We start from the raw sequence: 14,657 nt of genomic DNA, 5'->3' as shown, positions 1-14,657 counted from the left end.
CGGATGATGGTCGGGTGAACCGCACCGATCGTCTGTACGGGCTCGTCGAGGAGCTGCGGGCGGTCTCGCCCCGGCCGCGGAGCGCGCGCCGTCTCGCCGAGCGGTTCGAGGTGTCGGTGCGGACCATCGAGCGGGACCTGTCCGCGCTGCAGCAGGCGGGTCTGCCGATCTGGGCGGAGCCCGGCCGCACGGGCGGCTACGTCATCGACGCGTCCGCGACCCTCGGTCCGGCCGGGTTCACGGTGGAGGAGGCCGTCGCGGTGCTGATCGGCCTCAGCGCGCTGCAGCGCAGTCCGTTCCGGCAGGCAGCCAGGACCGCCGCCCGGAAGACGCTCGCGGTCCTGCCGGACGACGTGGCCGCCCGCGCCGGCGCGGTCGCCTCCCGGGTGCACTTCCTCGAGAGCGAGGAGGAGGCGATCGTCCCGGCGGAGTTCGCGACGGCCCTCCGAGCGGATCGTGTCGTCCGGCTCCGCTACCGCGACAGCAGCGGCGCGGAGTCGGTCCGAGACGTCGAACCGCTCGGCTCGATCGGGAAGGAGGAGCACTGGTACCTGATCGCGTGGTGCCGACTGCGGGAGGGGGTCAGGGCGTTCCGCGGCGACCGGATGCTGTCGGTCGAGGTGACCGACGAGCGGCCTCCGCAGCGCACCCTGCGAGCCGAGGACCTCGCGCTCCAGTACGGACGGCTGCGGTCCGTCGTGCTCGGGTTCGAGGTGACCGACGTCGACCGCGCCTTCGCCGAGCTCGCACCCCGGAGCGAGGACGTGGTGCTCCCGCCGAGCACCATGCCGTGGGGCAACCGCTCCACCCTCGTCCGCGACCCGGACGGGAACGTCGTCAATCTGTTCAGCAGGCCCGCCGGCTGATCGGGCGCACTCCGTCGGTCCGAGCACGCCCATGCCTGGCCGGTGGGACCCGACAGGGATCGCGGAGACCACCGGGGATCCTCTCTCGCGACGCGATCCTCCCGAGCCGGCGTGGCCTCGGGCCGACCGCGACCGGTCTGCGGTTCGCAGGCGGGAGCACGGCGACTCTGTCCAGCGTGACGTCCCGACCGCACTCCGACCGGCGAGACGGCCACCCGCCGCTGGTGTCCTCGGCGGTACCCTCGCGGCATGACCTTCGTGAACGTCGGCACCCTCGGGGCCGTCCCCGGCAGACGCGACGAGCTCGTCGCCGTCCTCACCGAGCACAACGACGACCTCGTCGACGCCGGCTGCCTGCTCTACGAGGTCGGGGTCGACGACGAGCAGCCCGACACCGTCTTCGTCGTCGAGCTGTGGGAGAGCGCCGAGGCGCATCGGGCCTCCCTCGCCCTCCCCCGGGTCCAGGCCGCGATCGCGACGGCGCGCCCGCTGCTCAGCGGCGCCTTCGGCGGCTACCGCTTCGACGCAGCAGGCTCTCCCCTCCGGAGCTGACTCGCGCCGAAGGCCGACGGGCCGACGACACAGGCCGACCTGGAGGGAGCGGGCCGACCGTCAACGGAAGGCCTCGTCCGATCCCGCCACCCCGACACCTCGAAGCGGAGCACCGTGATAAGCACGTTCCTCGTCGACCACGCCGCACTCGTTCCGATCGGCTTCTGGATCGCGGTCGCGCTGGTCACGGGGATCGCCTGGCTGCTCCACCGGCGCGGCGCGAGGAGGACTCTCCTCGTCCTCGCTGCGCTCGCCTTCGTCGCGGGGATCGCGCTGACCGTCTATCCCCCCGACGGGACACCGCGCATCTTCTGCACCGTGCAGTTCTCGGTGCCGTTCGACGGCATCGACACCCTCGCGAACATCGCGCTCCTGCTCCCCGGGGCCCTGCTGCTCGCGGTCGCGGTCGGCCGGCCCCTGCTCGTCGCCGCCGCCGTCTCCGGCCTGTCCGCCCTGATCGAGCTGATCCAGGCGGGCGTTCCGGCGATCGGCCGCTCCTGCGACACGAACGACTGGTTCATGAACACCATCGGGGCACTCCTCGCCGCGCTCCTCGCGGCCCTGATCCTCAGAGGGGAGAAGCGGCGCGCACATCGGCGCGCGGCCCGCTGACACCGTCGGCGACGCCGCCCTGCTACATGTCGGCTCGGTTCGGCGAGAAGAAGCCCTCTCCGTCCGGCAACGAGGTCCAGGTCGTCCGGCAGAGGGTTCGTGCGCCCCCGCGGCGCGGTGCGGCGCCTCACCGTACGCCCTCCACCGACGCGCCGGAAGGGGCGCTCGGCGACCTCGACCTCCTAGGCCTCGTCCGTCCTGCCCGAGTCCGCGACGTGAAGCGCACCGCGCGCCGCCCGCCCCGCCCGCTGGATGCGCGCCCGCACCAGCCGCTGCAGCAGCGCGGGGTAGAGCTGGACGGCGATCGTCGACCCGAGCAGCCACCCGGCGCCGCCCGTCGCACCCGTGACCGTCGCGGCGAGGGCGAGTGCGACTCCGACGGCCGTGCACGCGAGGTGCACCGCCTCGGAGCGGCGGGTGTGCTGATCGAGAGCGGTCAGTCCCGCGCGCGTGCCGTCGAAGCCGCGCTCGCGGGTGACGAGGCGGTTCCACCCGACGACGTCGAGCAGCCGGCCGAAGACGCCGACCCCGAGCACCCGCAGCAGCGCCGGCTCGCGGCGACCCACGTCGAACCAGGACTGCTCGAGCGGACGCGTGCGCGCACCGAAGGTCAGGGCCGCCCAGCTGGTGAGGACCATCTGCGCGACCGCGGCGAAGACCGGATGCGAGGGTCCGATCGCGGTCCAGCCGGCCGCGAGGAGGGCGGCCGCGAGGACGGTGGGAACGAGGGTCCGGATCATCTCCGCTCCCTCCTGCTCGTGCTGCGTTGCTCGAGGCCAGTCCAGCAGATCCGCGGCATCCGTGCGCCGCGTCCTCCTCCGGACGCCCGCGCCGGGCATCCACCGCCTTCTCGGCACCGCTTCCTTGACACCGCCGCCGGCCGGTCACCATCATGCAGTCACGACCGGCGGCGGCGCGCCACCGGCGTCCCGACAGGAACGGTGCACCGATGCCCACCATGCTCTTCGTCAACCTGGCCGTCGCCGATCTCGCCCGGGCGAGGGCCTTCTACGAGTCGCTCGGCTACTCGATCAACGAGGGCTTCAGCGACGAGAACGCCGTCAGCGTGGTGATCAGCGACACGATCACCGCGATGCTGCTCACGCGGGAGTTCTTCGCCGAGTTCACCAGCAAGCCGATCATCGACGCCACCACCTCGACCGAGGTGCAGCTCGCCCTCAGCGCCGACAGCAGGGAGGAGGTCGACACCCTCCACGGCAGGGCCCTCGCCGCGGGCGCGACCCCGGCCGGCGAGCAGGACCACGGTTTCATGTACTCGAAGAGCTTCGACGACCTCGACGGCCACCACTGGGACTTCGTCTGGATGGACCCGGCGGCTGCGGCGGGCGGTGCGCCGGAGCTGTCCGTCGAGGAGATCCGGGCGAACACGACGCACAGCTGAGGCACGATCCGCGGACTCCGAGCGGTCGACCTCCACGACCCGCGACGGCGCCCTGGCAGTCACACTCCGTCACGATCCGGCGCGCACTCCCCTCGGCCTGACAGGCTCCCGGCATCCGCCTTCCGGGCGTCTGGACAGGAGCACACCGTGACGATCACTGCACCGGCGAACACCGCGACCACCGCTGGGGCGACCACTGCGGCGAGCGCCGCGACCTCGACCCCGGCGCCCGCACCCCGTGCCTCCGCGGCGGCCGGCTTCTCCACGCGCCAGGTGCACGCCGGTGCCGCGCCCGACGGCGCCCACGGGGCGCGCGTGACTCCCGTGCACCTCAGCGCCGGCTTCGTGTTCGACAGCTTCGAGCACGCCCGCGAGCGGTTCGCCGGCGAGGACGAGGGCTATCTCTACACCCGCAACGGGAACCCGACCACCGAGGAGGTCGAGCGCCGGCTCGCCGATCTCGAGGGCGGCGCCGAGGCGATCCTGGTGGCGAGCGGCCAGGCGGCGACCGCCTCCGCTCTCCTGGGGATCCTGCAGGCCGGCGACCGGGTGCTCTCGTCGCGCCGCCTCTACGAGGGCAACCGCGGGCTGCTGGTGCAGAACTTCGGGCGGCTCGGGATCGGCGTGGACTTCGTCGACGACGCGTCGGACCTCGGCGAGTGGGAACGGCGGATCGGGCCCGACACCCGGGTCCTCTTCGGCGAGCCGATCCCCAACCCGAAGAACGATCTGCTGGACCTCCCGGCGCTGGCCGCGATCGCGCACCGGCACGGGCTGCCGTTCGTGGTCGACAACACGCTCGCGACTCCCTACCTCCTCCGCCCGATCGAGCACGGGGCCGACGTGGTCGTGCACTCGACCAGCAAGTTCCTCGCCGGGCACGGCTCGGCCCTCGGCGGCGTGATCGTCGACGCCGGCACGTTCGACTGGGCGGCGCGCCCCGCGCTCTTCCCGCACCTCAATCAGGAGGAGCGGTCGTTCGGCGGGCGCAGCTGGACCGAGCAGCACGGCCGGCGCGCCTTCGTCTCGTACACGCGGGACATCGTGGTCTCCCGCCTGGGACCGACCCCGTCACCGCTGAACTCCTTCCTGCTGCGGCAGGGCGTCGAGACGCTGTCGCTCCGGGTCGAGCGGCACTCGGCGAACGCCCTCGCCGTCGCCCGCTTCCTCGAGGAGCGGCCCGAGGTCGTGTCGGTCGACTACTCCGGCCTGGAGTCGAGCCCGTCGTTCGCCCTCGCGCAGCGCCTGCTCCCCCGCGGGCAGGGCTCCGTCTTCTCCTTCACCGTGGCCGGAGGGGAGGCGGGCGCGGCCGCCTTCATCGACGCCGTCGAGCTGTTCAGCCACATGACCCACCTCGGCGACGTGCGCTCGCTGGTGCTGCACCCCGCGTCGACCACCCACGCCGGACGCACTCCCGCCGAGCGGGCCGCCGCCGGGATCCACCCCGGGCTCCTCCGGCTGTCGATCGGGATCGAGGACGTCGACGACCTCCTCCGCGACCTCGAGCGCGGGCTCGCCGCGGTGCGCGCACGCGCCCTCCCCGCACTCGCGGAGGTGTGAGCATGGCTCGCCGTCAGCACTTCGGCTGGTTCTTCTCCCGGGGCTTCGGCCCGCAGGGGTGGGGGCACCCCTACCGGGAGTGGAACCACGACTGGACGAAGCCCGGCCTCTACCAGCAGTCGGCCCGCGAGCTGGAGCAGGCCGGCTTCGAGCTGATCGTGATGGAGGACGCCGTCTCGCTCGGCTCCCCGGAGACGCTCGACCTGCGGGTGCGGGGAGCGTACGGCGGGCCGAAGCACGATCCGCTCCTCCTGGCGCCGTACCTGTTCGCGGCGACCGAGCGGATCGGGCTGGCGCCGACGATCAACGCCGGCATCACGCCCCCGTACCTCGCCGCCCGGCAGGCGGCGACGCTGCAGCACCTCAGCTCCGACCGCTTCGGGATCAACCTCGTCACCGACGTCGGCAGCGCCCGCCACGTGGGCCTGGAGCCGCTGTCGCACGACGCGGCCTACGACCGGGCGGACGAGTGGATGGCGGTCGTCCGCCGGCTCTGGCACAGCTGGGGCGAGGGCGCGCTGATCGCCGACCCCGGGTCGGGCCGCTACGCCGACGGCACCCGGATCGACGCGTTCCGGCACCGCGGGGAGCACTTCCGCGTGGACGGCCCCCTGAACGCCGTCCCCTTCGCGAACGGCGACCCGATCGTCGTCTCCCCCGGCGGGTCTCCCCGCGGCCTGGCCTTCGCCGGCACGCAGTCGGACGTGCAGCTCGCGCTCGCCCCTCTGGAGGCCCGGGCGGTGCGCGACTACCGGGCGCGCGTGCTCGCCGCGGCCGAGCAGCACGGGCGGACGGCGGACGACCTGCGCGTGCTCTTCGTCGTGAAGCCCGAGATCGTGTCGAGCCCGGAGGAGGCCGCGCGCGTCGTCGAGGCATCGCGCCACCCCGACGAGGACGCGCTGCGGCGGATCGCGCTCGGCTGGTCGAGCGACCTGGAGACCGACCTCACCGGGCTGGACCTGGACCTCCCCGTCCCGCGGTCGGTGTTCGGCGAGCACGTCTCGCACGGCACCATCGCCGGCCTGTACGGCGGCACGGAGGACGCTCCGCTGCGGGAGCTGCTGACCAGGAAGGCGCGGAAGGGCCGCGTCGCCGAGCGCGCCGGCTTCGTCGGCACCGCGGAGGAGTTCGCCGACTTCGTCGAGGAGCTCGGCGACGACGGCGGCAGCGACGGGCTCCTCCTCTCCGGGGACCTGCACCCGGTCACCCTGCACCGGATGCTCGACGACCTCGTCCCCGTCCTGCGCCGCCGCGGGATCCTCCGCGACGAGCTCGCTCCCGGCGGGACCCGCGCCAACCTCTTCGGGACGTAGGGGACCCGCCCCGCCCCAGTCCCTCCTACCGATCGGCCGATCATGACGAACGAACCCGCCTTCAGCATCACCCTCACCCCCTTCGACGAGGACTACTCGCCGGCCCGGAGCTCCCGGATCACCACCAACTTCGCGAATCTGGCCCGCGGCGAGCGCCGCCGGGAGAACCTCCGGACCGCGCTGCGGATGATCGACGACCGGTTGAACGATCTCGTGCCGGGCGACGATCCGAGCCGCGGCCGCTACACGGTCGGGCTCGACATCGTCTCCGTCGGGCTGCGGCTCACCACGGACGGCGAGGACCGGGAGTTCCCCCTGCTGGAGGTCCTGCGCACCCGGATCCTCGACCGCCGCACCGGCCGATGTCAGCCGGGGACACTGGGGAACAACTTCTCCTCCTACCTCCGCGACCACGACTTCAGCGTGCGGCTGCCGGCGGTCAACGCCGCGCAGGCCGGCTTCACCGTCCCCGACGACTTCGGCGTCCTGCACGGCGCGCTCTTCCAGCACTTCCGGGACTCCGCGCAGTACGCGGAGCTCTCGTCGACGCCGCCCGTCATCTGCATCAGCGTCTCGACGAGCAGGACGTACCGGCGCACCGGGACCCTCCATCCGATCCTCGGCGTCGAGTACCGGCAGGACGAGCTCTCGCTGACCGACCGGTACTTCGCGGAGATGGGCCTCGGGGTCCGCTTCTTCATGCCGCCCGGCAGCACGGCGCCGCTCGCGTTCTACTGCGGCGGCGACCTGCTGGAGGACTACTCGGACCTCCAGCTCATCGCCACGATCAGCACGATGGAGACGTTCCAGAGGATCTACCGGCCCGAGATCTACGGCGCGCGCTCGGCCGCCGCCGACGTCTACCGGCCGGACCTGGAGCAGCAGGACTACGTGCGGCCCGCGGTCTCCTACGACCGCGAGGAGCGCGGCCGGCTCGCGGTCGAGCAGGGGCGGTTCGCGGAGGAGCACCTCATGAAGCCGCACGGGGAGCGGCTGCGGCAGTGGGCCGCCGGGTACGCGGGAGCGGTCCGATGAGCGCCCGCGTATCCTCGACGTCCCTCCCGCTCCTGCCCACATCGATCGCCGGCAGCCTGCCGAAGCCGTCGTGGCTCGCGCAGCCGGAGACCCTGTGGTCCCCGTGGCGGCTGACCGGCGACGCCCTGGCCGAGGGCAAGCAGGACGCCCTGCGCGCCGCCGTCCACGAGCAGCACCACCGCGGCCTGGACATCGTCAGCGACGGGGAGCAGACCCGGCAGCACTTCGTCACGACGTTCATCGAGCACCTCACGGGCGTCGACTTCGAGCGGCGCGAGACGGTCCGCATCCGCGACCGGTACGACGCGAGCGTGCCGACCGTCGTCGGCGCCGTGGGCCTCGAGAGGCCCGTGTTCGCCGACGACGCCCGGTTCCTGCGCGAGCAGACCGATCAGCCCATCAAGTGGGCGCTGCCCGGCCCGATGACGATGATCGACACCCTCTCCGACCGGCACTACGGGAGCCGCGAGAAGCTGGCGTGGGAGTTCGCGACCATCCTCAACGAGGAGGCGCGAGCCCTCCAGGACGCCGGAGTCGACATCGTCCAGTTCGACGAGCCCGCCTTCACCGTCTTCTTCGACGAGGTGCACGACTGGGGTGTGGCCGCGCTGGAGAGGGCGGCGGAGGGACTCCGCATCGAGACCGCGGTGCACATCTGCTACGGCTACGGGATCAAGGCGAACACCGACTGGAAGGCGACCCTCGGGTCGGAGTGGCGGCAGTACGAGGAGTCGTTGCCGCTCCTCCAGCAGTCCTCTCTCGACATCGTCTCGCTGGAGAGCCACCACTCCCATGTGCCGATGGAGCTGATCGAGCTCGTCCGCGGCAAGAAGGTCATGCTCGGAGCGATCGACGTGGCGAGCGGGACCGTCGAGACGCCCGAGGAGGTCGCCGACACCCTGCGACGCGCCCTCCGGTTCGTCGACGCGGACCTGCTCCTCCCGAGCACGAACTGCGGCATGGCGCCGCTGCCCCGCGACCTCGCCTGGGGGAAGCTCAGTGCGCTGAGCGCGGGAGCGTCGATCGTCCGCGAGGAGCTCGCGCCCTGACGGGCCTCCGGGGAGACGGGTCGCGGCCGGCCCGTCTCCCCGGACGTCCGCCCGCCTCCGCTCGCGCCTCCCGGTCGGATGACTCGTTCCCACCGGCACGTCTCCGGCGGCGTCCCGAGCGCAGTGACGACGAGCCGAGGCGCGAGGGCCGGGCTCCCCCGCCGACGGTCTGCTCCGAGAGTCGTCCGACGCTCCCCGCGACGTCCCCGGCCGTGATGGACTTGCCCGCATGATCATCTCTCCGCGCGAGTTCGCGCACGACACGAAGGCAGGCGTCTGATGGCCGAGGAGCGCGCGATCCTGGCGGGCGGATGCTTCTGGGGGCTCCAGGAGCTCATCCGCGACATGCCGGGCGTCTTCAGCACCCGCGCCGGGTACGCCGGCGGCAGCACGCCGAACGCGACCTACCGCCACCACGGCGACCACGCTGAGGCGGTCGAGATCGAGTTCGATCCCGAGCAGCTCTCCTACCGCGACCTGCTCGAGTTCTTCTTCCAGGTGCACGACCCGACGACGAAGAACCGTCAGGGCAACGACATCGGCACGGCCTACCGCTCCGTGATCCTCTTCCTCTCGCCTGAGCAGGAGAGGGTCGCGCGTCAGACGATCACCGAGATCGACGCGTCGGGCCGCTGGCCCGGACCGGTCGTCACCGAGGTCGAGCCCGCGGGCGAGTTCTGGGACGCCGAGGAGGAGCACCAGGACTACCTGCGCAAGCACCCCGGTGGCTACACCTGCCACTGGGTCCGGCCGAAGTGGGCGCTCGACGCCTGATCCCGGTCACGCGGGACGCGGGGCACCGGGCTCCGCTCCCGCGGGCACGGCTCGCGCGCGGTGCGCGAAGAGCAGCACGACGGCGAGCGCCGAGAGCACGAGGGCCGGCGTCGGAGCCCAGGCCGGGGCGAGCGTCACGGTCGCCGCTCCGACGACCGCCCCGCCCGCGAGGCTCGCGACGATGAGCGCCTGGACGGTCCTCGACCCGGACGAGCGCTCGGCGAGCTCCTGCATCAGGCTCGTGAGCGTGCCCGTGACGAACGTCGTCGTCAGGCCGGCGGCGCCGGAGATCCGCTTCGCGAGCACGGTCTGCAGCCCGAGCGCCGCCGCGCTGGTCGCGATGAACGCGCAGTCCACGAGCAGCGACGTGCCGCTCTGCACCGTCGGCCAGGCGACCGCGACGGCGAGCTAGAGGACGACCCCCACGAGCGCGATCGCGCGGAGCGGACGCCTCCCCGCGACGGTCGGCGACGTGCGCGCCCGCGTCGCGCGGAACCCGGCGTAGACCGCTCCGGCGAAGAAGACGATCGCCGTGACCGCTCCGGCCGCGGTCGTCAGCCAGGCGGAGCGGGGGTACAGCCCCAGCAGCACCAGGTTGCCCGTCATGTTCGCGGTGAAGATGCCGCCGAGCAGGAGGAACGCGAACGCGTCGGTCGCGCCCGAGGCGATGGCCAGGAGCACCAGGGCGAGCCTGAGGCGGGCGGGCCCGGCCACCGCCGTCACGCGAGGCCCTCAGCCATGGAGCTGCCGCCAGGTGACGATCTGCTCTCCGCGGAGCTCGTAGCTCCCGAAGCAGCGGAGCCAGTGGCCCTCCCCCGTGTCCGAGCGGAGGTGCAGGGCGTGCTCGGTGAGGACGACGCTGCCGGCCACCGCGATCGTGACGAGGGCGATCCGGATCTCGGTGAACGCCCGATGGACCTCGTCGCACATCTCGAGGACCCGCGCCCGCCCCGCGATCTCCTGCGAGCTCGACGCGCTGTAGACGACCTCCGATGCAGGAACGGGATGAGCTGGCGGCTGTCGCGAGCGCTCCACACCTCGAGGAAGTCGCGCACGACCAGCTCGTTCTCGATCATCGCGACGCCCCGCACCGACGCGTCCTGCCAGCTCTCGGCCATGGGTCCTCCCGCCGTCCTCGCACCGACACCCGTCGATGGCGACGAGCATGCCCGAGACCGCCCCGGGCGCCTACGCGTCGGATGACCCGATCTCCCCGGCGGCGGACTCACCGCGCGTGCGCCGTGGCCAGCTCGCCCCAGTGCGTCGTCGCCCGGAGCGAGAGGGCGTCGCGCTTCATCGTCCACACCGGCCCCGTGCGGATGCCCGCCAGCCCGAGGCCGACCGCGGACCGGCCGTGGCGCTTCGTCACGGCGTCGATGGTGGCGCCGAGGCCCTTCGTGTCGAAGGCGGTGTCGAAGATCTCGAGCAGCGCGTGGGAGTTCCGAGGCGACAGGTTCGTGAGGATGACGCCGGCCCGCACGTAGCGCGCGCCCTCCCGCAGCCGCGGGCGCAGGGTGCCGATCGCGGCCCTCACCATCGCCACCGGATCATCGGTGGGCACGGGGAAGCCGGCGAGGCCGCCGGCGGACTCGTAGGGCGCGTCCGCGAACGGCGACGTCGACGCGAACACGCTCATCGTCCTGGTGACCGACTCCTGCGCGCGGAGGCGGTGGGCGGCGCGCTGCGCGTAGACGGAGAGCACCTGCTCCATGTCGCTGATCGTCGTCACGGGAGTGGCGAACGACCGGGAGAAGATCAGCTGGTCGCGGACGGTGCGGGCGGCCTCGAGGGGGATGCAGTCGACGCCGCGCAACTCGTAGACGGAGCGCTGCAGGACCACGGAGAACTTCTTGCGGATGAGCGCGGGGTCCGCGTCGCGGAGGTCGCGGACGGTGTGGATGGACAGCTCCGCGAGACGCTTCCCAGTGCGGCCGGCGACGCCCCACAGCTCCGTCACGTGCTGCGAGGCCATGAGCGCGTCGAGCTGCTCGGGCGTGTACCAGTCCGTGTCGCAGACGCCCCCCAGCCGCGGGTGCTTCTTCGCTCCGCCCTTGTTGACGAACTTCGCGAGCGTCTTGCTCGGCCCGAATCCGACGCAGACGGGCAGCCCGACGTTCTTCGCGACCGCCGCCCGCATCGCCCGGCCGATCTTCGCCCGCTCCGCCGCGTCGCCGTCGACGCCGAGGAAGGACTCGTCGATCGAGTACACCTCCTGCCAGGCGGAGTAGCGGCCCAGCAGCTCCATCACGCGCGCGGAGAGCTCGCCGTACAGCTCGTAGTTGCTCGATCGGGCGATCACCTCCGGGAGACGACCGGAGCGGATGAGCGGCTCGATCTGGAACCAGGGCGTGCCGTTCTCGATCCCGAGCCTCTTCACCTCGTCGGAGCGAGCGACCACGCAGCCGTCGTTGTTCGAGAGGACGACGACCGGCCTGCCCGCGAGCCTCGGATCGAACAGCCGCTCGCAGGAGACGTAGAACGAGTTCACGTCGACCAGGGCGATGCGCCGCTCAGAGCGCACGGTGCAGCCGGTGGAGGCAGACGGTGACGACGCCCCACACCTGGAGGTCGCTCAGCTCGGCGACGTGGATCGGCGGGTACTCCGGGTTCTCGGCCCGCAGGACCACTCCCCCGGGGTGCAGCTCGAGGCGCTTGACGGTCAGCTCGCCGTCGAGGATCGCGATGACCACGCTCCCGTGCGTCGGCGTGATCGACCGGTCGACCACGAGCTCGTCGCCGTCGCTGATGCCCGCGCCGACCATGCTCTCGCCCGAGACGCGGACGATGAACGTCGACGTCCTGTCGCGGATCAGGTGGTCGTTGAGGTCGAGGGACCCGTCGAAGTAGTCCTGCGCCGGCGACGGGAATCCCGCCGCCACGGCCTCGCTGGTGACGAGGAAGGTGACGGCGACGGCGTCCGAGGCCGGAGTCGCGATGCGCTCCACGACGGTCACGCCCATGGTCGGCTCCCTCCTCGTGGTATCGAACGTGTGTTCGAACGCGTCCGAGTGTAGGTCGGGGGCACCGACATTCGGGAGGCGCTCGGCGCCGTCCTGGACCGCCGGCGCGGAGGATCACCGGCGACGCCGCTGGGAGCACGGAGGAGTGGCGCGTCGGCCGACGCGAGTCCAGCGTCGTGTCGGCGATCTGCAGTCGGAGCCGGTGCACCCGCAACCGGGGTCCAGTGATGGCTGAACTGATCGGCGTCGCGGGCGAGTGGGGCGATGTCCTCGCGTTCGAGGCGGGGCGGCGGTCGGAGTTCCACGACAACGACTGCACCGCCCCACTGGTCGCCGCGAGCCTGCGGTACCTCCCCAGGCCGCGGAATGGGCGCCTTTGGGCCGGTCGAGCCGACTGGCCGCCGCGTCAAGTACGACCGTTCTCGGACTCGCCTCTGTATCGCTCAGCACGTGACTAAATGACGGCGGCGGAGGTCTGAACGAGACGCGCGCCTGTACGCGGGACGGTCGCCGTGCTAGACGTATCGCAGGAGCAGCGTGGCTCCGCGTGACGAGAGGGGCATCGTGGGAGATGACGACGGGCTCATGCGTCAGGCCTGGGGGCTCGCGTTGCAGTGCCGTACCGCGGCTGAAGCGCAGAGCATGCTCGCGCGTCGCTGGTCACTGGTCAATTTCTGGGTCGGATTACCTGCAGCGATTCTCGCTGCGGCGGCGGGGGCCGCCTCGTTCGCGGAGCTCGCTGGACCCGTGGTGGCCGGGGTGCTGGCTACAGCCGCCGCCGTGCTCTCCGCGTCTCTCCTTTTCCTGCAGCCAGCAACGCTCTCGGCGCGGGCCGCCGTAGCAGCGAACAAGTATCGAGCTACCACCGATTCCGCCACGCAGTTGGTCAATGAGGCCGGCAGCCTTGCCCGATCAGAGGCGTCGTCATGGCTGGCCAGTCTGGTCGCGGAGAAACAGCGGACGAATGAGGCTGCCGACCTTCCACCTCGCGGGTTGTGGAAGCGGGCCGTGAAAGAAGCCTTAGAAACCAGCGACGGTGTCTACTACTCGTGGACCAACCACCTGATGCCCGAAGATCTCCAAGCGCTGCACGATCGAAGCCGTGCTCGTCGGCGACGGGTGTGAGGACCCGCGTTCCCGAGGCATCACGGCCGTGACCCCCGAGCCCGACGACGAGCCAGCGAACCGGGCACCGAGAGGTCCGCTGCGGAGGCTCGCGAAGAGGCCGTCGCATCGCTCTCCCAGATGGTCGGATCCGTCGTCGTCGCCCGCGCGGTCGCCGATGCCGATCCGGCGCTGTCCGACGAGATCCTCGAGGCCGCGAGCAAGCGGCTCACGCGGCGGTAGGACGGTCGACTCGCGCACTCGCCTCGAGCCCTGGCCCCGTCGTGATCCGCCCGCGGCACCTCTTCCGAGATCGGTTCCGGATCGGTTTCCGGATCGGATGAACGCTCGCGCGCTCCGGACGGTATCCCCTTCCGAGCCGCCGATCTCCGGCGACCGCAAGTCTCGAGGAGTGCACGATGACCAGGAACATCAGAGTCGGTATCGCAGCTGTCGCCGTCGCGGGCGTGATGGCGGTGGCACCCGTGCTCGCCGGTGCGAGCAGCGTCGCTCCCGCCGCGGCGACCAGCGACTCCAGCAGCGCGTCGGACAGGAACCTGATCAACGCGGTCCGCTCCGTGGCGGCGAAGCTGCGGGTCGTCGGACTCTCCGACGGCGGCACGAAGCTCGTGCAGTTCAACCCGACCAAGCCCGGCAAGGTCACGAGCCGCGTCGCCGTCACCGGCCTCACCGGCGGCGACACCGCGCTCATCGGCATCGACTACCGGGTCCAGGACGGCGCCCTCTACGGCGTCGGCGACAACGCGGCGAGCGCCGGCGTCTACTCCATCAACCCGTCCACCGGCGTGGCCACTCAGGTGACCCGTCTCACCGTGGCGCTGAGCGGCACCTCCTTCGGCGTCGACTTCAACCCCGCCGCCAACGCGCTGCGCGTAGTCAGCGACACGGGCCAGAACCTCCGTCAGCCGTTCGCCACCGCGGGCGCCGCGACGGTCGCCGACGGCACGCTCAGCTACGCCGCGCCCGCCGTGGCCACCGGTGTCGCCGGGGCCGCGTACACGAACAACGACCTCGACGCGAACAGCGCGACCACCCTGTTCGTCCTCGACACGGCCCTCGACCAGATCGCCATCCAGTCCCCGGCCAACGCCGGCACCCTGGCGCCGACCGGGAAGCTCGGCCTCGACGCAGCGGGTGCGACCGGCTTCGACATCTACTCCGTCCTCCGCAACGGCAGCTCCATCGGCTCGGTCGGCCTCGCCGCCGTCAACGGGTCGCTCTACGAGATCGGACTGCTGAACGGCACGGCGACTCCGCTCGGCACCATCGGGGCGAACGTCACGGACATCGCCGTCCCGCTCGTCCAGCGCTGACCCGAAAGGCTCCCGGCGACCGCGCCCCTGCCGACCGACGCTCCCGGTGAGCGCCGGTCGGCAGGACGCCGGTCGGCAGGACGCTCCGGCGGGCCG

15 protein-coding genes and 1 pseudogene are annotated in these 14,657 nt (G+C 72.1%); 11 read left to right on the top strand and 5 right to left on the bottom strand.

What is annotated here, in order from left to right:
- The first annotated feature begins 14 nt into the window (after positions 1-14).
- The 3 genes from C5C59_RS05025 (at position 15) to C5C59_RS05015 (ending at position 2,030) form a co-directional block, all read left to right on the top strand.
- Positions 15-866, top strand: a complete 852-nt coding sequence (locus tag C5C59_RS05025) for a WYL domain-containing protein (RefSeq protein WP_104251231.1) — start codon at positions 15-17, stop codon at positions 864-866.
- 249 nt (positions 867-1,115) lie between these two features.
- On the top strand, positions 1,116-1,418 hold the full coding sequence (locus C5C59_RS05020) for a putative quinol monooxygenase (protein ID WP_104226533.1): 303 nt from the start codon (positions 1,116-1,118) through the stop codon (positions 1,416-1,418).
- Positions 1,419-1,532: 114 nt separating this feature from the next.
- A complete protein-coding gene (locus tag C5C59_RS05015) occupies positions 1,533-2,030 on the top strand; it encodes a VanZ family protein (protein ID WP_104238890.1) in 498 nt (165 codons plus the stop codon).
- Between the two features lie 182 nt (positions 2,031-2,212).
- On the opposite strand, the gene C5C59_RS05010 is transcribed toward C5C59_RS05015, so the two are convergent.
- Positions 2,213-2,770, bottom strand: coding sequence for a hypothetical protein (locus C5C59_RS05010; protein WP_104238889.1), 558 nt, complete (start codon positions 2,768-2,770; stop codon positions 2,213-2,215).
- A 209-nt stretch (positions 2,771-2,979) separates the two neighbouring features.
- On the opposite strand from C5C59_RS05010, the gene C5C59_RS05005 reads away from it, so the two are divergent.
- The 6 genes from C5C59_RS05005 to msrA all read left to right on the top strand — a co-directional run bounded on the left by C5C59_RS05005 (position 2,980) and on the right by msrA (position 9,163).
- On the top strand, positions 2,980-3,432 hold the full coding sequence (locus tag C5C59_RS05005) for a VOC family protein (RefSeq protein ID WP_104238888.1): 453 nt from the start codon (positions 2,980-2,982) through the stop codon (positions 3,430-3,432).
- Positions 3,433-3,579: 147 nt separating this feature from the next.
- On the top strand, positions 3,580-4,992 hold the full coding sequence (locus C5C59_RS05000; RefSeq protein ID WP_258062593.1) for an O-acetylhomoserine aminocarboxypropyltransferase/cysteine synthase family protein: 1,413 nt from the start codon (positions 3,580-3,582) through the stop codon (positions 4,990-4,992).
- A 2-nt stretch (positions 4,993-4,994) separates the two neighbouring features.
- Complete coding sequence (locus tag C5C59_RS04995; RefSeq protein WP_104238887.1) at positions 4,995-6,305, top strand: LLM class flavin-dependent oxidoreductase; 1,311 nt, start codon at positions 4,995-4,997, stop codon at positions 6,303-6,305.
- 42 nt (positions 6,306-6,347) lie between these two features.
- The gene (locus C5C59_RS04990) at positions 6,348-7,340 is read left to right on the top strand and encodes a putative oxygenase MesX (protein WP_104238886.1); all 993 of its coding nucleotides are present in this window, start codon (positions 6,348-6,350) and stop codon (positions 7,338-7,340) included.
- Positions 7,337-8,389, top strand: coding sequence for a methionine synthase (locus tag C5C59_RS04985; RefSeq protein WP_104238885.1), 1,053 nt, complete (start codon positions 7,337-7,339; stop codon positions 8,387-8,389). The genes C5C59_RS04990 and C5C59_RS04985 overlap by 4 nt, the downstream gene beginning before the upstream one ends.
- A 279-nt stretch (positions 8,390-8,668) precedes the next feature.
- The gene (gene msrA, locus C5C59_RS04980) at positions 8,669-9,163 is read left to right on the top strand and encodes a peptide-methionine (S)-S-oxide reductase MsrA (protein ID WP_104226547.1); all 495 of its coding nucleotides are present in this window, start codon (positions 8,669-8,671) and stop codon (positions 9,161-9,163) included.
- 6 nt (positions 9,164-9,169) lie between these two features.
- Here msrA and C5C59_RS17545 read toward each other — a convergent pair.
- From C5C59_RS17545 to C5C59_RS04955, 4 genes and pseudogenes are all read right to left on the bottom strand, one after another.
- Positions 9,170-9,844, bottom strand: a pseudogene (locus C5C59_RS17545) (YoaK family protein).
- A 51-nt stretch (positions 9,845-9,895) separates the two neighbouring features.
- Entirely contained in the window at positions 9,896-10,330 is a 435-nt protein-coding gene (locus C5C59_RS04965; protein ID WP_104238882.1) for a nuclear transport factor 2 family protein, read from the bottom strand.
- 58 nt (positions 10,331-10,388) lie between these two features.
- Complete coding sequence (locus C5C59_RS04960; RefSeq protein WP_104238881.1) at positions 10,389-11,684, bottom strand: Y-family DNA polymerase; 1,296 nt, start codon at positions 11,682-11,684, stop codon at positions 10,389-10,391.
- The gene (locus tag C5C59_RS04955; protein WP_104238880.1) at positions 11,674-12,123 is read right to left on the bottom strand and encodes a LexA family transcriptional regulator; all 450 of its coding nucleotides are present in this window, start codon (positions 12,121-12,123) and stop codon (positions 11,674-11,676) included. Before C5C59_RS04955 ends, C5C59_RS04960 begins: the two co-directional genes overlap by 11 nt.
- Positions 12,124-12,687: 564 nt before the next feature.
- Between C5C59_RS04955 and C5C59_RS16990 the strand changes: the two genes are divergently transcribed.
- Both C5C59_RS16990 and C5C59_RS04950 read left to right on the top strand, forming a co-directional pair.
- On the top strand, positions 12,688-13,248 hold the full coding sequence (locus C5C59_RS16990) for an SLATT domain-containing protein (protein ID WP_146082848.1): 561 nt from the start codon (positions 12,688-12,690) through the stop codon (positions 13,246-13,248).
- A gap of 398 nt (positions 13,249-13,646) precedes the next feature.
- Positions 13,647-14,561, top strand: a complete 915-nt coding sequence (locus tag C5C59_RS04950) for a DUF4394 domain-containing protein (RefSeq protein WP_219812471.1) — start codon at positions 13,647-13,649, stop codon at positions 14,559-14,561.
- Positions 14,562-14,657: the final 96 nt, after the last annotated feature.

The organism is Rathayibacter sp. AY1F4, assembly GCF_002931775.1.
Classification (GTDB): domain Bacteria; phylum Actinomycetota; class Actinomycetes; order Actinomycetales; family Microbacteriaceae; genus Rathayibacter.
Note: the sequence above shows the minus strand (reverse complement) of the source record. Positions and strands in the feature narration are given on the sequence as shown.